The organism is Arenicella chitinivorans (assembly GCF_014651515.1).
Taxonomy (GTDB): domain Bacteria; phylum Pseudomonadota; class Gammaproteobacteria; order Arenicellales; family Arenicellaceae; genus Arenicella; species Arenicella chitinivorans.
Genome location: NZ_BMXA01000001.1, coordinates 376,842 through 394,204 on the forward strand (window position 1 = coordinate 376,842; position 17,363 = coordinate 394,204).

At 48.5% G+C, this 17,363-nt stretch carries 17 protein-coding genes and 2 tRNA genes; 18 read left to right on the forward strand and 1 reads right to left on the reverse strand.

The genetic code is table 11. The features are described from left to right. Positions 1 to 6: 6 nt before the first annotated feature. The gene (rimI, locus tag IE055_RS01675) at positions 7 to 492 is read left to right on the forward strand and encodes a ribosomal protein S18-alanine N-acetyltransferase (RefSeq protein ID WP_189398269.1); all 486 of its coding nucleotides are present in this window, start codon (positions 7 to 9) and stop codon (positions 490 to 492) included. Here rimI and IE055_RS01680 read toward each other — a convergent pair. Next, a complete protein-coding gene (locus IE055_RS01680; RefSeq protein ID WP_189398270.1) occupies positions 489 to 1,865 on the reverse strand; it encodes a LysM peptidoglycan-binding domain-containing protein in 1,377 nt (458 codons plus the stop codon). The genes rimI and IE055_RS01680 overlap by 4 nt on opposite strands. Before the next feature lie 84 nt (positions 1,866 to 1,949). On the opposite strand from IE055_RS01680, the gene IE055_RS01685 reads away from it, so the two are divergent. The 17 genes from IE055_RS01685 (at position 1,950) to IE055_RS01765 (ending at position 17,361) form a co-directional block, all read left to right on the forward strand. Then, positions 1,950 to 2,690: a class I SAM-dependent methyltransferase gene (locus IE055_RS01685; RefSeq protein ID WP_189398271.1), complete on the forward strand. Its 741-nt coding sequence runs from the start codon at positions 1,950 to 1,952 to the stop codon at positions 2,688 to 2,690. A gap of 10 nt (positions 2,691 to 2,700) precedes the next feature. Beyond that, a complete protein-coding gene (gene rnhA / locus IE055_RS01690) occupies positions 2,701 to 3,138 on the forward strand; it encodes a ribonuclease HI (RefSeq protein ID WP_189398272.1) in 438 nt (145 codons plus the stop codon). Between the two features lie 4 nt (positions 3,139 to 3,142). Further along, a complete protein-coding gene (dnaQ, locus tag IE055_RS01695) occupies positions 3,143 to 3,886 on the forward strand; it encodes a DNA polymerase III subunit epsilon (protein WP_189398273.1) in 744 nt (247 codons plus the stop codon). Between the two features lie 74 nt (positions 3,887 to 3,960). Next, positions 3,961 to 4,965 (forward strand): pentapeptide repeat-containing protein, encoded by a 1,005-nt coding sequence (locus IE055_RS01700; RefSeq protein WP_189398274.1) that lies wholly within the window; start codon positions 3,961 to 3,963, stop codon positions 4,963 to 4,965. A 268-nt stretch (positions 4,966 to 5,233) separates the two neighbouring features. After that, a tRNA-Ala gene (locus tag IE055_RS01705) sits at positions 5,234 to 5,309 on the forward strand. Positions 5,310 to 5,431: 122 nt separating this feature from the next. Continuing rightward, positions 5,432 to 5,507: transfer RNA gene (locus tag IE055_RS01710), tRNA-Glu, on the forward strand. Between the two features lie 873 nt (positions 5,508 to 6,380). Then, on the forward strand, positions 6,381 to 6,659 hold the full coding sequence (locus IE055_RS01715) for a pilus assembly protein (protein ID WP_189398275.1): 279 nt from the start codon (positions 6,381 to 6,383) through the stop codon (positions 6,657 to 6,659). Between the two features lie 177 nt (positions 6,660 to 6,836). Then, positions 6,837 to 7,781, forward strand: a complete 945-nt coding sequence (locus IE055_RS01720) for an OmpA family protein (RefSeq protein WP_189398276.1) — start codon at positions 6,837 to 6,839, stop codon at positions 7,779 to 7,781. A 21-nt stretch (positions 7,782 to 7,802) separates the two neighbouring features. Next, the gene (locus tag IE055_RS01725; protein ID WP_189398277.1) at positions 7,803 to 8,186 is read left to right on the forward strand and encodes a hypothetical protein; all 384 of its coding nucleotides are present in this window, start codon (positions 7,803 to 7,805) and stop codon (positions 8,184 to 8,186) included. Between the two features lie 44 nt (positions 8,187 to 8,230). Next, positions 8,231 to 9,640: a Tad domain-containing protein gene (locus IE055_RS01730; protein ID WP_189398278.1), complete on the forward strand. Its 1,410-nt coding sequence runs from the start codon at positions 8,231 to 8,233 to the stop codon at positions 9,638 to 9,640. Then, complete coding sequence (locus IE055_RS01735; protein ID WP_189398279.1) at positions 9,637 to 10,509, forward strand: hypothetical protein; 873 nt, start codon at positions 9,637 to 9,639, stop codon at positions 10,507 to 10,509. Before IE055_RS01730 ends, IE055_RS01735 begins: the two co-directional genes overlap by 4 nt. 20 nt (positions 10,510 to 10,529) lie before the next feature. After that, entirely contained in the window at positions 10,530 to 11,234 is a 705-nt protein-coding gene (locus IE055_RS01740) for a class II glutamine amidotransferase domain-containing protein (RefSeq protein WP_189398280.1), read from the forward strand. 275 nt (positions 11,235 to 11,509) lie between these two features. Then, positions 11,510 to 12,562 carry a Flp pilus assembly protein CpaB gene (gene cpaB, locus IE055_RS01745; protein WP_189398281.1) on the forward strand — a complete coding sequence of 351 codons (1,053 nt, stop codon included), beginning with the start codon at positions 11,510 to 11,512 and terminating at the stop codon, positions 12,560 to 12,562. Continuing rightward, positions 12,489 to 13,877 (forward strand): type II and III secretion system protein family protein, encoded by a 1,389-nt coding sequence (locus IE055_RS01750; RefSeq protein ID WP_189398282.1) that lies wholly within the window; start codon positions 12,489 to 12,491, stop codon positions 13,875 to 13,877. Before cpaB ends, IE055_RS01750 begins: the two co-directional genes overlap by 74 nt. Before the next feature lie 3 nt (positions 13,878 to 13,880). Beyond that, on the forward strand, positions 13,881 to 15,629 hold the full coding sequence (locus IE055_RS01755) for a TadA family conjugal transfer-associated ATPase (protein ID WP_189398283.1): 1,749 nt from the start codon (positions 13,881 to 13,883) through the stop codon (positions 15,627 to 15,629). Positions 15,630 to 15,638: 9 nt separating this feature from the next. Continuing rightward, a complete protein-coding gene (locus IE055_RS01760) occupies positions 15,639 to 16,490 on the forward strand; it encodes a type II secretion system F family protein (RefSeq protein WP_189398284.1) in 852 nt (283 codons plus the stop codon). Continuing rightward, positions 16,483 to 17,361, forward strand: a complete 879-nt coding sequence (locus IE055_RS01765) for a type II secretion system F family protein (RefSeq protein ID WP_189398285.1) — start codon at positions 16,483 to 16,485, stop codon at positions 17,359 to 17,361. Before IE055_RS01760 ends, IE055_RS01765 begins: the two co-directional genes overlap by 8 nt. Positions 17,362 to 17,363 lie beyond the last annotated feature (2 nt).

Below are 17,363 nucleotides of genomic sequence, written 5' to 3' on the forward strand. Positions count from 1 at the left end.
GTCGGCATGTCTTCCGCGTTACAGCAGATGATTCTGGATCAGGGCATCGAGCTGCGCGATATGCAGGATGCTGACCTGGCTGCCGTGTTACAGATTGAGCAAGCTGCGCAAATGAGTCCCTGGGGTCGTCTGTCTTTTGAGGAAGCCCTCACCAGTGACTACGTGTGCCGGGTGCTGTGCTGCCAACGGCAGGTGTTGGCTTATCATATTTGCAGCAGCGTGCTAGATGAAGTGCAGATTCTCAATGTCGTTGTCGCGCCGACGGCGCAAGGTGTTGGTTTGGGGCACCGGCTATTACACGATGTACTCGAGCTGGCTGCTGCGAGGGCGTGCAACACGCTCTTTCTCGAGGTGCGACTCAGTAATCAAAAGGCACAGAATCTATATCGGCAGTGGCAATTCGAGCAGATCGCGGTGCGCAAACACTATTACTCGACGCCGCACGGTGATCGAGAGGATGCGCTGATTTTCGTTCGGCGGATCGTCGATTAATTCAAGCTCGGTCGAATCAAGATGGTTTGATTCAATTGTAGAATCTGATTGCGCGCAAAATTATTCCAATCTAACAGCTCACGAATTTGGACATTATAGCGGCGTGCGATCGACCACAGTGTGTCGCCACGTTGCACTTGGTGTACTAGCTCGGTCTGCGAACTGGCAGTGCTGAGTGCGGCAAGCTCGCCACGCACCGGCACAACCAAGTCGCGGTCAGCACGGATCATATTGTTTTTGAGGTGGTTCGCCTTACGCAGTGATGCCACGCTAACGCCGTACTGACGTGCAATGCCGCTGAGCGTGTCGCCGCGACGAACCCGATGATTTTGGAAGCGGATCGCCGGCGCGGATGCAATTGCGGTTTCAGCGCGTGTAATCATGTCACCATCGCCGATCGGCACCAAGATGCGATGCGGTCCGTCAGGTGCCGTGGCCCAGCGCTTGAAACCAGCGTTGAGGTGACGCAACAGGTCGCGGTCGATCTGTGTTTGTTCCGCAAAATGGTTTAAGTCGATCTGTCCCGGTAACTCTAATACTTCGAAATAGGGCTTGCTGGCGATTTTTGGCAGGGAGACTTTATATTTTTTCGGATTCTGAACAATATTGCGCAAGGCCAATAATTTGGGTACGTAACGCCGAGTTTCAGATCGGAGATTTAGGTTTTTGTACACCGCTTTGTGTTGTGGTCGGTGACGTTTGATCGCTCGCCGGACGGTGCCAGGCCCGGCATTATAGGCAGCAAGCGTTAAGAACCAATCGCCCTCAAACATTCTGTTGAGCTGTTCGAGATAATCGAGTGCGGCCCTGGTCGAGGCAATGGCGTCACGACGGCCGTCGTACCACCAAGTATCGTGCAGGCCGAATTCACGGCCAGTCGCCGGCACAAACTGCCATAAGCCACCAGCCCGTGAGCGACTGACCGCCTCGGGTTTATACGCGCTTTCGACCGCAGGCAATAATGCTAACTCCATCGGCAGACCGCGTTTTTCGATTTCTTCAACGATGTGATACAGAAACGGTGTTGCGCGTACGAAAAGGTTTTTCAGATAGGTTGGGTGCGTCGCGTCCCAACGCTCATATTCGCGCACATACTTTGAATCCAGCTCAGGCATCGCGAATCCCGCACGCATGCGATCAAATAGATCGCCGTGCGCAGCGCCGTCGGTGCTCGGGGCAGCGTCGGCGGCTTCCAGCTCGGCATCGGAGAGCACAATTTTATCTGTGTCATCGCCACTGTCACCGTCGTCAAGCGGTGGCAGGTTTGAGGTGGTCTTGGCGTCTGGATTTGGTGTGGCTCGATCGGAATCGAGGTGCCCGCAGGCGGAAACCAGCGCGAGCAATAATAACGTAACAAGCAGTTTAAAATTCATCGGCGCATAGTAAAGATGGGCTGCTCAACAGTCAATGTCGCTGTCCTCGATTTCATGTAAGATGAGTGTAATCGAAAAGCTGGAATGACAACAGTGCAACACAACGAGCAGTCTATTAACAACTGGCGGCACAGCGACTACGCGAGCCATTATTTTGCTATTGAGCAACCGTTTCTAAAGGCGGGCCTCAAGCAGGCTGTTGGGCCAAAAGCGTTGCAAATTGGGACTCAGATCGATCAACACCTGATCGATGAGTTAGACCTGCCGTATATCGTACGCACGACACAATACGCGCAACAGTCCGCGGACCTTATCTCGGATCCGGCCTTTCTCCCATTTGCACCTAATTCCTTCGCGATGGTGATACTGCCGCATGTGCTTGAGCGCCACACGATTCCGCATCAGGTGTTGCGGGAAGCGCATCGGGTCTTGATGTCTGAGGGGCATATTGTTATTACCGGGTTTAACCCCACCAGCTTGCTCGGGGTTCAGCGTTTTCTTCGCCCGAAAGCGGTAATGCAAGGGCGCTACTACACCGTAAAACGCGTGACTGACTGGTTGCAATTGCTGGGATTTGAGGTGGTCGCAAGTTCGATGTTTCAGTATGCGCCGTTATCGCGGCGAGCTAGCGTGGTGAGGTCGCTGCGATTTATGGAGTCCGTCGGCGATCGCTGGTTGCCGATGTTCGGCGGGGGCTATATGATCACCGCCAAGAAACGAGATGCTGGTATGAACTTGGTGGGGCGTCTGCGATTTCGCTCCCCAAAACCCAAACTGGTATCCGCGGTCAGAGCCTCTGCGCCGCGCAGTAGTAAGCATTCATAGAAAAAAAATAGTGACTAAACAAGTAGAGATATATACCGACGGCGCATGCCGGGGAAATCCCGGGCCCGGTGGATGGGGCGCCCTATTGATATATGGTGACCACCGTAAAGAATTATGTGGTGGAGAAGCGGCAACGACCAACAACCGCATGGAGCTGACTGCGGCCATCAAAGCACTACAGTCCTTAAAGCGTCCGTGCGATCTCGTGGTGTATACCGATTCGCAGTACGTGCGTAAAGGCATTTTAGAGTGGATTCAGAACTGGAAGGTGCGAGGTTGGAAGACTGCGGCTAAGAAACCCGTAAAGAATGCGGACCTCTGGCAAGCGCTGGACGATGAGGTGAATCGCCACAACGTGACCTGGGTTTGGGTGAAAGGTCATGCGGGTAACGCGGGTAATGAAGCCGCAGATGCCTTGGCTAATCGCGGGATCGACGAATTGGAGTAGCAAAATGAGTGAGTATGACCGTCAAATAGTGTTGGATACCGAGACCACAGGTCTCGAACACCGGCAAGGCCATCGTATTATCGAAATCGGATGCGTTGAGCTGATTAACCGCAAGCTGACTGGGAATAATTTTCACCAGTACCTAAACCCTAGACGTGCGATCGATCAAGGCGCGATCGAGGTGCATGGAATCACCAATGAGTTTCTCGCCGATAAGCCGTATTTCGAGGACGTGGCCGAAAGCTTGGTAAATTACTTGCGCGGTGCAGAGTTAATTATTCATAACGCCGCATTTGACGTGGGCTTCTTGGATGCTGAGCTACTATTAGTCGATGAAAAAGGCCCTCGTATTGAGGAGTTTTGCGGCGTGCACGACACCCTAATTCAAGCGCGTAAAATGTTTCCAGGACAACGCAATGACTTAGATTCTTTATGTCGTCGATATGAGATAAACAACAGTCATCGTGAGTTGCACGGCGCATTGCTTGACGCTGAGATTCTGGCCGATGTGTATTTGGCAATGACTGGTGGGCAAGCCAGTTTGTCGCTGGACAGCGGAACGGGACGTGAAAGCGCGCTGCAAGGCAGTCAAGCCAGTGTGAACTTTGCGACTTTATCATTGCCGTTGGTCCAACCGAGTAACCAAGAGTTACAAGATCATGTAGAATGGCTTGCTCGCCTTGATGACAAGGTAGAGGGGCAGTGTGTTTGGACTCGACTGAATGCCAAGCACGAGCCTGCACAGTAGTTTGACTCAGCATCGCAGTCACGCGTCCGGCGCTTGCTGAGTTTGGTTTGGCAATTTTCTCGCGGTTGTGAATCATGGTAGATGTCAGGCAAATCAAGAAGCTCTCAGGATATGATCTCTCCGGTTTTAGTTTGACTGGCAGTGACCTTGCTGGCGCGAATTTGTCACAAGCAATCCTGCGTGGTGCTAATTTGGCTGGTGCGGACCTTTCGGGTGCCGACCTGTCACAAGCTGATTTGACCGGTGCCGACCTTTCTGGAGCGGATTTGTATCAGGCTAAGCTAATGGGTGCGCGGCTTAATGGCGCGAACCTGAGCCATTGTGACGCGACTTCGGCACGGTTTGACGACGCGGCCATGTCCGGTGCGAACCTTGAGTGTTCAAACTTAAGTGAAGCGAGTTTTAGTAAAGCGCATTTGAATGCGGCCGATTTTACTGATTGTGATCTCAGTCAGGCTGACTTTACCGGTGCGCAAATGTCCGGTGCAGTTTTTTTGCGCTGTAACCTGAATCGAGCCAAGCTTGATCACAGCAAGCTATTTGGTGCCCGTCTTATTGATGCAAAACTCAATAACGCGAGTTTGCGTCACGTCGAGCTGGGTTCAGCGAAGCTGCGTGGCGCGCAGATGGAGAATGCGGATTTGATGAATGGGAATTTGTTTAACACAGATTTTTCCAATGCCAATCTTTTGTTTACGAATTTTGAAACGGCAAATTTACGCTCATCTGTTTTGAGCGGCGCTATTATCAGACACGCACGAATGGAAGGCGCCAATATGGCCAATAGTCGTCTCACACGTGCTGATTTTTCCCAGGCCTCGCTAGAGGAAAGCAATTTACGTTCGGCGCGCGTTTCGGGCAGTTTGTTCGTTCGCACCAATGTCAAGGCGGCAAATTTGATGGCGACGGGCCTGAGTAAAGAATTTGCACTGGCAGAATTTCCAGACTTGGAGTTTTCCAATCTCACAACCTGGGACTCCGAGTTGCACCGTCAGCGCCATGTCTCTCAGGCGCAGAGCGAGCGACTGGCGCGTGAAGTAAAAAAACGCGGATTCTTTTCACGCATATTTAGTCGTTAGAAACGTTTTGCATAGAGCGCCGCGACTCAGTCACGGGGTGTTGAGAGCCTATGTGCCCGAGGATATGCAGCCTTCGGGTTATGCGAATGTTGCTTGACATTTATCTGCCTATTTGATTGAGATAAGCTCCCTTTTTACTTGTGACTGTGTGGTTTTTTCGGTGCGAAAATGGTCGCGATTATCTGTCCGAATAAAAATATAAAAAATTTTTAAAAAAGGGTTGACCGATTCCGTTTCGACGCGTATCTTACGCGCTCCTTCGAGGTCTGGGGCTATAGCTCAGCTGGGAGAGCGCTACACTGGCAGTGTAGAGGTCGGCGGTTCGATCCCGCCTAGCTCCACCAGTTCATTCGCGAAGTTCGCTGCGCGAACGGAAGCCGAGCTTCCCGCGCTGAGGGCTCTTTTGGATTCGTCCAAAAAAGAGTGACCTGGCAGAGACCACAGGTGAAAGTGAAGGAAAATAGACGTCCCCATCGTCTAGAGGCCTAGGACACCGCCCTTTCACGGCGGTAACAGGGGTTCGAATCCCCTTGGGGACGCCAATAAAAAAGCCTTGCTCAACTGAGCAGGGCTTTTTTATTGCTTGGAGAATGCTGCCCAGACGCGTGTTTAGACTTTTTCGGAGGCGCCATGGGATGGCGATTCGAATAATTGTCTTGTAAGCAGATCTGCTGCGTCCATGTCTTTTATCAGTACAATTTGTCTGCTAATTAGGCGTATTCATAATCTTGTAATAGAGTGAGCGTAGAGTCGCACCTGCATTGAAATTAGGTAAGTCTGTAACTGGATTTTTGCCTAAAAAAATGATTGAAGAATTGCGACATTTGTGGTAGTTGATTGTAAGTTTTTGATTTTGTTGTGTAAAATTTTGAAATTTTTTTTTCCAAGTTTATTGACTCGTGACAAAAAAGTAAGATAAGCTGAACACATTGTTAGCTAAATTGACTTTCGCGAAGTCGCAATTTAATTAACGATACGTCCGTGGGTTTTCCGGGGGGGCGTATAAAACAAATTTTGTATGCTGTGACTCGTTTAGGAGTGTGCGGTGTCAAAACTTGTTGAGATGCTGGTAAACCTACGTACGACCGTCTTCATCGTGGACGAGGTGCACACCTGTGTGCCATAGTTCCTTCGCTCGCACGTTTATACCCCCGCAGCATTCTGACAGGCTTTGTCACGCGAGCTCATACCCTAATACCCACCTCACGCCGTTCCTTAAGCGGACTCACGGCATGCATCTAAAAATAAATTGGCACAAGCATGTCGACGTAGAGTTGCGTGTTGCTGCGAATTTATGGGTGCACGCTGCAGAACGTAGTCTGTGTCCACCAATTTCAGTTTGAACTGACCCATTTAAAATTAAGGTTCAGGCTGAATTTAAAATCCTTAACCACGACTATTTCTAGGAGTTTCAAATGAATAATGTAGTTCTTAACGCGAAAAAACGTCAACGCGGCCAAGGCATGACCGAGTACATCATCATCGTAGCGTTGATCGCGATTGCAGCGATTGGTGTTTACAGTAACTTTGGTAAAGCTATCCGTGGCCAAATGTCAGGCATGACACAAGAGCTCGGTGGTGAGTCTGCTGACATGACTGAAGTCAACAAGGCTGTAACTAAGAACAAAGCCAACGCGAAAGCAAACAACAACTTGAGCAACTACAATCAAAGCGCCACCAACGGTGTGAAGTAGTTTTTGCTGAGGTCGTTTAACGGCTGTGAGTAAGCGGTTTTAATCTGGGAGACTGGATTAAGCCGCTTACTTGACTCTTCCGCTGCAGTTGAGGTTTTTCCTATCCAGAACTTCTCGATTGCGCGGCCAGTTGCACAATTCTTGTTCGCCACAGTTGTGTGGTGTGTTGTTTAGGTTATGTTGATCTTCTTAAAGCGCGTGTTGACGCAGGCACTCGTTGTAACAAGTTTCACAATTTCTACTGTTGGTTGGGCGGCTAGTGACATTCTGGTCGGTATTTATCCAGGGCTGAGTGAGTACTCCACCCTAGAGGAATCGTTTTTCGCTTACCCGGTCGCGGTGACTCCTATTGATGATGATGGTGTGCTGACGCCTAAAATTATCAAAGGTAAGCTGGCGCACTCGGTTTTTGTTGGTTCTGATCAGGATAATACGCTCGAGGTGTATCAAAGTTTTTATGATGCGCTTTCCAATGGTGGTTTTGAATTGGTGTTTACCTGCTCCAATTCGGAATGCGGCGGTGATTTGGTGTACGAACTTGTCGGTAAGTCTTCGATTGCATCCGCTTACGCCGAAGTGCGACAGTCAGGACCGGTCAATACTGATTTTCACTATCTTGTGGCTCGTCAAAAGCAGGCAGATAACCCCGCTTGGCTAAGTTATTTTATCTACAAGTACCGCGGTAACAAGCTGTACCTCGCACAAGATGTCGTCACGCCTAAGGCAATCGCAACCAAACAGGTCGACATCAAAATCGCATTTGATGAAATTGATCAATCTGGTCGAGTCATCCTTGATGGCTTGTATTTTGCAACCGACAGTGATGCTTTGCAGCCCACATCTAGCCCGGCATTGAAAGATATTTCAGCGTATCTGAAGCGCCACCCAAAACGTCAGTTTTTTGTGGTTGGTCACACAGACAGTCAAGGTAGTTTCTCACATAACCAATCTTTGTCTGAACGGCGAGCAAACGCAGTGGTTTCCGCATTGGTGACTGACTATGGGGTTCCCTCGACGATGTTAGCGGCGCGTGGCGTAGGCCCACTGTCTCCTAAAGCGAGCAACCTTTCTGAAGCGGGAAGATCGCATAATCGGCGTGTTGAGCTGGTGCCAGCAAACTAAATGCGTAACAGAGCGATGACCATGTTTACTCATTTAATTTCCCCCGACGTTGCCAAGCGCGCAGTTATTACTCTCGGGTGGATGACCATTTTGATTGCCCCAGCTTTCGAAAGTCGAGCAGATCCTGGTGCGGGTTTTAGCTGTCACCATTGGGGCGAGAACGCCAAAAACGTGCTTGCCGACTATCGGATTCGTTTAGAAAGCGGCATGGACAATCCTGAAGCGGGTACCAAAGAAATGGTCAGTTATGAAAATATGAACGAAGGGAAAACTGGCAAACTTTACTACGACACGATTTTCCCAAAAGTTTTCGCCTTGGTGAGCCCAGAAACGATATATGTGATAGCCAAAGAGTTCTGTGAGTCCATGCCTGATGATGCATTTATTCCAGACAATTTTTATTGAGTTTTGTCCCACCCATTGACCCAGAACAGTCAGAGGTATTCAAAATGTACAGATTTAATTCTCGAAAACAGCAAGGCGGTTACGCTACTGTACTAGGCGTCATCCTGATGACGACCATGGCGTTGTCCATATTTTCTCTGTACGACGTCGGCCAGGTGACGACGCATAAAATGCGTGGCCAAAATGCCTCCGACGCCGCCGCTTACAGTGTGGCAACCTTTGTGTCTCGTGATCTAAATTTCATCGCGACGACTAATCGTGCGATGGTCGCTAACCAGGTCGCTATTGGTCAAATGGTCGGTTTGAGTTCGTACGGTCACATGATTGAAAGAACTGCGTCAAACATTGACATTATTGGTGATATTGCTCAGTTTATCCCCTATGTCGGGCCAGTGATTAAACGTATTACCGCATTGCTAGAAGATGCGGCTGAAGCCATGGAGAGTGCGTTTGACAAGGCTGCTAAGGCGATTATCCCTATGAACGAGCTTATCTTAGGCTTTTTAAGCGTTTCACAGACCATGTTCCACAATGGGATGTTAATTTCGAGTCAGCAGGTACACAACAAGGTGGCAAAGGATAACGACCCGGATATTGAATCTTCTGTGGTCGTGGGGGCTTACACTGTTGCTAACTTTATTTCTGAGCACAATAAAACGCTTGAACGTAACACTGCGCCAAGTGTGCGCGGTGGTGGTAGAAAAAATCCCTTGCACTTAAAGCGGTATGGGGAATTTGAACAAGTCGTAAAAGGCTCTCAGGACAAGTTTTTAAACACCCGTTACACGCGTTATATCGCTGGCACGGTGCGTGGCCTTGGTGGCAATGATTTTCGTCGTCGGGCGATACGTAACAAATACGTATGGGAGTGGACAGCTATGGACACCATGCGGGTTCGAGTCGGGCCCTGCTGGTTTGGGTGTCTGTTGAGTGCACCGCTCGGTTGGGGGGCGGGACATGCACTGAATTCAGGGTCCTATTACAATTATCGACGAGATACGCGCCGCTGGGGCGGTGCATGGAGAAACAGTTCTGCCGCATGGTGGGCGCGACGAACGGACTCGCGTAACAACCTTCGCCGGACTCGAAGTATTCGTCCTTTTTACGATCTTGAAGAGGATGGGCTGCGGGAAACTGGGCCGGCCATGGTTTCTATACTGAAAAAACCGGTTGAGCCTGTTCGCACTTGGAAAGAGGCTTCTAAAGATATTCCGAGTTATAACCTGCAGGAAAGGTATGACGTTGCCAAAGACGGTGGTATTGCAAAAGACCAGATGTTGAGTATTAGTAAGGCTGAGCCTTACTTTTCTAGGCCAAGGGATCTTTGGCGTCGCAGGGACAACAACCTGGAGTACGGGAACTTGTATAACCCTTTTTGGCAACCACGATTAGTTGAGACCTCATCGACAGAGAGAGTAGCCGTTATGGCGGCCGCCGCGGGGATCAACTTATGATTCTATCCAATATGAAAACGGCACCGAAGCGCCCCGTGCAGTATGACCAGCGAGGCGCGGTTTGGGCTGAGTTCGTGGTTGTTGCGGGCTTTGTTTTGGTTGGTGTGATTACGCTGGTCCCGCTTATGGGAAAAATGATTGATACTCGCCACAAAGTAGAAATGAGCGGTCGCTATGCTGCTTGGGAGCGAACAGTGTGGTTCCAAACGCGACCGAGTTACCACCCTAACCGAAATTTGGCCAAGTCGAACGCGCAGCTCCAGAATGAAATACATCATCGTATATTTAGTGAGCCAGATACGGTTCTACACAGTGAGCAGCACCGAGACTTAAAAGGGCTGGTTTATGATCCGATGGTTCGCTTTAACAATCCAACCAAGCGACGTCGTGATCGATACGATAACTTGTTGGTCAAAAAAGGCGAGGTGGCAGGCGAAGATTCCTTTGTCCAGTTGCGTCAAACGGATTCGAATCCACCTGGTGAAGCGACACGTTTGATTACCAACGTGCTTGGCACAATCAATCGATTTGGTAACGCGAGGGTCAACCAAAAAGGCTATTACTCTGGTCAAGTATCCGTGGAGATAAAAGAGTTCTCGTGGATTCCAGAATTTAAAGGTGTTAAGCCGAATTTCACCACAGGCTCGGCCATTCTCACTGATGGTTGGAATGTCGGCGGACCTGATGATGCTAAAAAACGTGTCACGCCGTTCTTACCTCAGGATTGGATTGACGGCGATGTCACCGACGTACTTCAGGACGTCGCGGGGTTCTTTTTTGATCCCCTTAAATCGTCTTCATTGGACATCGGACGGGTAGATTCTGAACCCGTACCAAGGTCGCGATTGACCCGTTACCGCAGTCGATAATTTTTTAGAGGCGATGCAAGATGAATTCTCTCACAGTTAAAAAAATCAGTGCTTTATTTATTGTTGGTGTTTTACTCTTTAGTGACGCGCGTGCCAAAGGCTATCCTGAATTTCCATATTCGAAAAATATGGACGTCGTTATTGTGGCCGATAACATGGACTTTAACGGGCTTGAGATGCGCGCATATCAGTTCAAGAGTAAGGACGATGAGGAAGATATCGTGGCCTTTTATGAGTCCGAATGGGGCGATGAAATGACCAATGTGTTGTTCGGAGATTGGCGTATTTTATCGCATCGTGAGGGCGACTATCTCATGACAGTGCAGATTGAGCAAAACACCATGGCCGTAACTCACGGAACACTTGGGATTACTCCAATGTTTCGATTGGTCGATGCGGGTTCTGCGCACATCAAAAAATTGCAATCAGGTATTGGTAAAGATTTTCCAACCCCGCCGAAAAGTAAAATTTTAAATGATATTAAGTCGGATGACGGCGGCATTGTGACGCGGACTTTGTTGTTTGAGAATGCGCAGAGTGTGCGACAAAACCTAAGGTTCTATTTACGCAGTATGCAGTCTGATGGTTGGCAAGTACTGGGCGGAACGCCCGAGAACATTAAAGACGTTAACGTATTAGCAATGAATAAAGGGGGAAGAAAGTTGAATTTAAGCTTTGTCAGTCGTGATGGCAAAACTTATGGAGTTGCCACATCCATCAATTAATTAAAAGATCATAATAACGAGCTACCCTACTCAAAAAAGCTATGACTACCCACTCACAAATGAAGAAAACATATCGCGTTCGGCTAGATCGAGCACGCGGAGCCACCGTGGTTGAATACCTCATCGGGCTCATTGCCATCGTTTCGGTCCTCCTAATTCCAGTGCCGGGAAAAAATAAAAGTGTTGTTGTGTTACTTGAAGAAGCAATCAAGAAAGAGCACTCCGCGTATATCTACGCCCAATCACTCCCGTCCCCAAAAAAATAGCCGAGAGCCATGAAAGATTTTTTGAAGAGTTGGGGCCTGCTCCTAGCAGCGCTCCTTGTTGGTGCGTTGGCATTTTTTGCGGCCACGAGCTACCTGTCTGATGCTGAGGAAAACCTCAAAAGAAGCTTAGCCGGAACCGGCGGTGATTTAGTCGACATTGTGGTTGCGAATGCCGATCTGCCTGCTGGAACCACCGTCAGCGCCGAGAATTTGGCTGTGGCGCAAGTGTCCGCAATGAATCTATCCGCGGCAGTGATCACTCCAGATATGTTTGAGGATGTCGACGGCAGTCTGTTGAAATTTCCGATGTCGAGTGGCGAACCGCTATTAACGCATTTTCTGGAAGGTGTGTTGATTGAGCGTTTTTCAGAGTTGCTTGAAGATGGTCAGCGTGCGGTCACGCTCGAGGTTGATAATCTCACGAGTAATGCCGGACTATTGTCTGTTGGGGATCATGTCGATATTTTTCTTTCTGGCGAATTTGCCGAGTCTGACGATGGCAATGAAGAAGTGTTGGTACCGCTTTTTCAAAACATCCGTGTATTGGCTGTGGATCGAAATCCCTTACTCACTAAGGAGCAGCCGTATCGAGGCCAAGACTACTTGGACGAAGAGAATATCTTCGATTTTGGTTCTGTAACATTGGCGCTGAAAGCAGACGACGCAGATAACCTCGCTTTTGCAGCAAGTCGCGGTGAAATAGTGTTCTTATTGCGCGGCGCTAATGACAATCAAATGCGCAATTGGAGTGTTGTTGACACCGCCAGTGTCATAGAAAGCGGAGCTTCTGGGCCTAAGCGAACTTACACGTTCTTCGGGCGCTCTAATCGTGATGCGACTGGTATCAAGCCTGAAGTGCGAACCATTATGAGTACTGCAGCGAAAGCTAGTTCTGGCCGGAAGTATACCAAAAGCGTACTGAAGGGAGACGCAGCTGTGGAAGAAGCTAAAACCAGTATTGAATCAGCACCACAAGTGGTCGATGAGAGTGAATCAACTGAGCCACAAAATGAACCGGTCTCACCTGAAGAAAACAACAAAGCCGCCGGCAATGAAGAATAGAAAAATGAAAAGTGTATTGGTGTTATTTTTTGTGTTGTGTGCACAATTGATGGGTATTTCTGAAGCGTGGGGCAGCACTCAGAAGCTCTCTCTTAATGTTGGAGAGATCGAGGTCATCGAGGTAGGTGAGGTGACGCGTCTTGCTGTTGGCAATGATGATGTCCTTACTGCCAGTGTGTTGGAGACAGGGCATTTGATGTTGATTCCGATTCTAGCAGGTGAAACAGATCTAGTTGTTTGGAAAACTGGTGAACGAAAGCAACACTACCAGGTCAAGATTCTGCCAACTGACATGATTGAGTTACAAGAGGTCACAGAATCTATTTTGCGCAACTACGACCGAGTCACCACGCGCGCGGTTGGTGACAAGATTCTCGTTGAGGGGATGGTCGAGCCGGAGGAAGCCGAGCGCTTCCAGCAGCTGGTTGAAAAATACCCAAACCTAATATCAGTTGTGCGACCGGTTCGAGGCAATCGTGAGATGATTGAGATGAAGGTCCAGGTCTTGGAGCTTGATAAGCGATACCGAAAGGATCTCGGCATCGACTGGGCTGACAACGCGAATGGACCTATGGTGACGACAATTGGCTCATTACTAAATAATGAGGTTGGCTACCGTGTCGTGCCAGAAACTGATAACGATATTGATTGGCTTTCTGTTATAGGGCTAATACCGCCTACGGACAAAACCTTTTACCCTTACGCTGGGTTAGCTACGTCGGTTACATCAAGAATAAACTTCTTGCAAGAAAATGGCGCCGCCCGTGTTCTTGCGGAGCCGACATTGAGTACAAGAAGCGGCGAAGTTGCGTCTTTTCTCGCCGGTGGCTCCATTCCGTTTCCATTCACTGATTCTGACGGGCAAACGACCGTTCAATTTCAAGAGTATGGAATTCAACTTGATATCGAACCAACAATTGATTCAAACGGAACAATCGTCTCAAACATCAGGGCTGAAATTAGTTCTATTGATAACGGTGTACAGGTTCTCGGTGTGCCGGGTTTGTTAATACGGGAAACCGAAAGTGTCGTTAGTATTCAGCCTGGTGACACCGTTGCGATCTCTGGTTTACTGACAACCAATGATACTAAGACCATCAATAGTGTTCCTTTGCTTGGCGAAATTCCTGTATTGGGTTCTTTGTTTCGATCCGAGAGCTTGGAGGAGCAACGTACCGAAATTGTATTTTTGGTAACGACTAAGGTTGTAGATGTGAAGTCACCAGCAGTAAATGACCGAGTAGAGAAGCAGCTCAAGGAGATGCAGGAGATCCAGGGTAATGGTGGGGTTTTTAATAAACTTCTTGCGGAGTAACTGATGATAGAAATTATTGTTACCACGAGTAAAGGCACACATGTTGACACGGTCGTGACCAGCGAGAGTAAGGTTTCAATCGGGAAAGATAAGGCCAGTGCAGTGCAGTTACGTGGCTGGCGTATCGGTGGCGAGCATGCCTGTCTCTATAATCAAGATGATGGTGTTTATATCCTTGATATGAAATCCGCATCCAGTGGTGTTTCGGTTAATGGCGAAAAACAAGAAAAGTACGGTCCGATCAAAGCGTCAGATGCCATTCTCATTGACTCGTATGTATTGACCATTAAAGACAAGACAGACCGTTCCAAATCACAGAACTTAAAAACGGACGACAGCGACCAGAGCACTGACACGAATCAGACTGAGAGCAGCCCTGATACGCGCCCCGAAGCATCTGTTACCGATATTAAAGAGGCCAAGAAGGCAGCTGCCGAAAGCACGATGCCCGTGATCGACGTTCAGAAGATGGAGCAGGGGCGTGAATGGCGAGCGAAGATGCATGAAGCGCTATTGGGGCAGATGGATTTGCGGCGTGTGAATGTAAAAGACATGAGCGATGACGAAGTTTTGAGCATGACTAAGCAGATGCTCAAAGAAATCGTCGATGGGTACAAAGACTTCCCTAAAGAATTGGATCGTGACTCATTAGTCAAACAAGTTCTGGACGAGTCAATTGGACTTGGGCCGCTCGAGGATTTGATTGCCGATGATGATATCAGCGAGATTATGGTGAACTCGGCAGATGATATTTTCTACGAGAAAAAAGGTGAGCTATTTAAATCAGAAATAACCTTTACTAATGACCGTGCTGTTCAATACGCGATTGAACGGATTGTCACACCGCTTGGCCGTCGTATTGATGAGGGGTCTCCGATGGTGGATGCGCGTCTTAAAGACGGCTCACGTGTTAACGCCGTAATCCCCCCGTTGGCGTTGAAGGGCTCGTCCATCACCATTCGAAAGTTTATGAAGGAGAAGCTGACGGCAAGTCACTTAGTCGGTTTCGGTTCGCTGGATCAGAGGATGGTCGACTTTATTGAAATGGTCGTCACAAACAAGCAGAACGTAGTGATTTCCGGTGGTACAGGCTCTGGTAAAACCACGCTGTTAAATGTGTGTTCAAACTACATCCCGGATAACGAGCGTATTGTAACAGTGGAGGATGCTGCTGAGTTAAAGTTGTATCAGCCGAATTTGGTGGCTCTGGAAGCTCGACCTCCGAACCAAGAAGGCAAGGGTGCAATTCATATTCGAGATTTGGTTAAAAACTGTCTGCGGATGCGACCTGACCGGATCATTGTTGGTGAGTGTCGTGGTGGCGAGGCGTTGGATATGCTTCAGGCGATGAATACGGGTCATGACGGTTCATTGACTACGGCCCACGCCAACAGTCCAAGAGACTGTATCTCACGTATCGAAGTGATGGTGATGATGGCCGGTATGGAATTGCCGATCCAGGCGATCCGAGAGCAAATAGCCTCGGCTGTCGACATTATCGTGCAACAAACTCGCTTTTCGTGTGGAACGCGAAAAGTAACCAGTATTTGTGAGGTGACCGGAATTGACCAGGGTGTCGTTCAGCTGGGAGAGATCTTTAAATTTCAGCAAACCGGTCGGGATGCCAAGGGGAAAGTAAAAGGCGAATTCGTTGCCACTGGGTTAGTGCCCAAGGTTTACGAGGAACTTCGTGATAGCGGCGTACCTGTTGATATTAGTATATTCGACAGCAACAACAAGGAGGCCGTGTAGGGGATTAGCATGAGTATTGTTGTTGCATTAATGTTCAGCGTGTTGGTGGTCATGTTGATGTACCTGATTGTGGTACCGCTGTTTGATTCAGCCACCAAAGCCAAATCTCAATTTGTGTCTAAAACAAAGATGAGTCTGGCGGATATGTACCTGTTCATTGACGCCGAGAAGATATTCATTTTATCGCTGGCATTAATCTTTTTTGTGTCTTTGATTTTGTACCTGTTGACACAATCGCTGGTGGTTACTGCGATGGTGGCCGGTGTCATGTCGTTTATGCCGAGCTTATTGCTGAGAATTTTGAAAAGTCGACGTGTTGATCAATTTGTAAACCAGCTGCCGGACTTTCTACTCAGTGTCTCTACGTCGATGGCGGTAGGCATGGGCTTAAATCAGTCGATTGAGGTGAGTGCGAAAGAAGAAGGCGGGCCAATTCAACAAGAGTTCGATTTGTTTTTGAATGAGTTACGACTCGGCGTTAATTTTGATGACTCACTGGATAATTTGAATAAACGTATTGATGTACAGGAAATGCAGCTTGTAGTCGCAGCGATGAAAATTTCACGTGAAGTTGGCGGTAACTTGTCTGATGTGTTGCGCCGATTGTCTGACACAATCCGCACCAAGTTGGAAATGGAAGCCAAGGTGAAAACGTTAACTGCACAAGGCCGAATGCAGGGGTACGTGATGGTCGGTTTGCCGATCTTTGTCGGTGCAGCGTTATTTTTTCTCGAATCCACTGAAGCGTATATGGGGCAACTGTTCACCGAGTGGTATGGCTGGCTAACATTAGCATTTTTGGGCTTTATGTTGAGCTTAGGTTACTTCTTTATCCATAAGATTGTGAATATCGATGTTTAGTCAAATAGTAATATTCGCCACAGGCCTGTTGTTCGCCACGTCAATTTGTGCATTGATCTATGCCGTAAGAAATATTGGTCACACGGTGCCCCGTGATGATCGGACTTACAAAGACCCTCTACCATTTAAAATGAAGCTTATCTGGCCTATGGCAACTTTTTTTGCCTATTACATTGGTCGGTTTCTCAGCGTTGAATATATCGAACAGACCAAGCGTACGCTCCAGAAAGCTGAGTTGATTTACTTGATGGAGCCGGAACAACTTTTTGGCCTTCAGCTGAGTGCATTCTTATTGGCAGGCGGTGCATGTGCAGTTGCACTGAATATGCTAGAGATGTTTTCTTGGATGTATGTTTTATTGGCCGCATTACTTGGTTTCTTTTTACCGCTCATATCTGCAAACGATCGACGTAAAAAGCGCGAAAAGGAAATTCTTAAGTCTCTGCCTACGTTTCTGGATTTTATTACCATGGCAATTGAGGCTGGCATGAACTTGAGTGGCGCGATGCAGCAAGCGGTTGAGAAAGGCCCTCCTGGTCCACTCGGGGTAGAATTTAATACCGTACTGCGTGATGTACGTGCCGGCATGAGTCGTATTGCTGCACTGCGTTTGATGGCGGATCGCTTGAATATGAAAGAGATCAATAGTTTGATTGCCGCGTTGGCTCAGGCTGAGCAAACTGGCGCCAGTTTGTCCGAGACCTTACGAATACAGTCTACGCAGCGCCGAATCGAGCGTTTCCAGAAAGCGGAGAAAACAGCGATGGAAGCACCTGTGAAACTCACTTTTCCATTGGTTGCCTTCATTTTTCCATGCACGTTTGTGGTCCTGTTCTTCCCCATTATTTTGAAGTTCATTTTTGAGACATGATG

Coding starts and splice junctions, on each gene's coding strand:
- cpaB (WP_189398281.1), top strand. CDS start 11,510: ATGAAAGATTTTTTGAAGAGTTGGGGCCTGCTCCTAGCAGCGCTCCTT.
- IE055_RS01735 (WP_189398279.1), top strand. CDS start 9,637: ATGATTCTATCCAATATGAAAACGGCACCGAAGCGCCCCGTGCAGTAT.
- IE055_RS01680 (WP_189398270.1), bottom strand. CDS start 1,865: ATGAATTTTAAACTGCTTGTTACGTTATTATTGCTCGCGCTGGTTTCC.
- IE055_RS01715 (WP_189398275.1), top strand. CDS start 6,381: ATGAATAATGTAGTTCTTAACGCGAAAAAACGTCAACGCGGCCAAGGC.
- IE055_RS01730 (WP_189398278.1), top strand. CDS start 8,231: ATGTACAGATTTAATTCTCGAAAACAGCAAGGCGGTTACGCTACTGTA.
- IE055_RS01740 (WP_189398280.1), top strand. CDS start 10,530: ATGAATTCTCTCACAGTTAAAAAAATCAGTGCTTTATTTATTGTTGGT.
- IE055_RS01700 (WP_189398274.1), top strand. CDS start 3,961: ATGGTAGATGTCAGGCAAATCAAGAAGCTCTCAGGATATGATCTCTCC.
- IE055_RS01720 (WP_189398276.1), top strand. CDS start 6,837: ATGTTGATCTTCTTAAAGCGCGTGTTGACGCAGGCACTCGTTGTAACA.
- IE055_RS01725 (WP_189398277.1), top strand. CDS start 7,803: ATGTTTACTCATTTAATTTCCCCCGACGTTGCCAAGCGCGCAGTTATT.
- IE055_RS01755 (WP_189398283.1), top strand. CDS start 13,881: ATGATAGAAATTATTGTTACCACGAGTAAAGGCACACATGTTGACACG.
- rimI (WP_189398269.1), top strand. CDS start 7: ATGTCTTCCGCGTTACAGCAGATGATTCTGGATCAGGGCATCGAGCTG.
- IE055_RS01685 (WP_189398271.1), top strand. CDS start 1,950: ATGACAACAGTGCAACACAACGAGCAGTCTATTAACAACTGGCGGCAC.
- dnaQ (WP_189398273.1), top strand. CDS start 3,143: ATGAGTGAGTATGACCGTCAAATAGTGTTGGATACCGAGACCACAGGT.
- IE055_RS01760 (WP_189398284.1), top strand. CDS start 15,639: ATGAGTATTGTTGTTGCATTAATGTTCAGCGTGTTGGTGGTCATGTTG.
- IE055_RS01765 (WP_189398285.1), top strand. CDS start 16,483: ATGTTTAGTCAAATAGTAATATTCGCCACAGGCCTGTTGTTCGCCACG.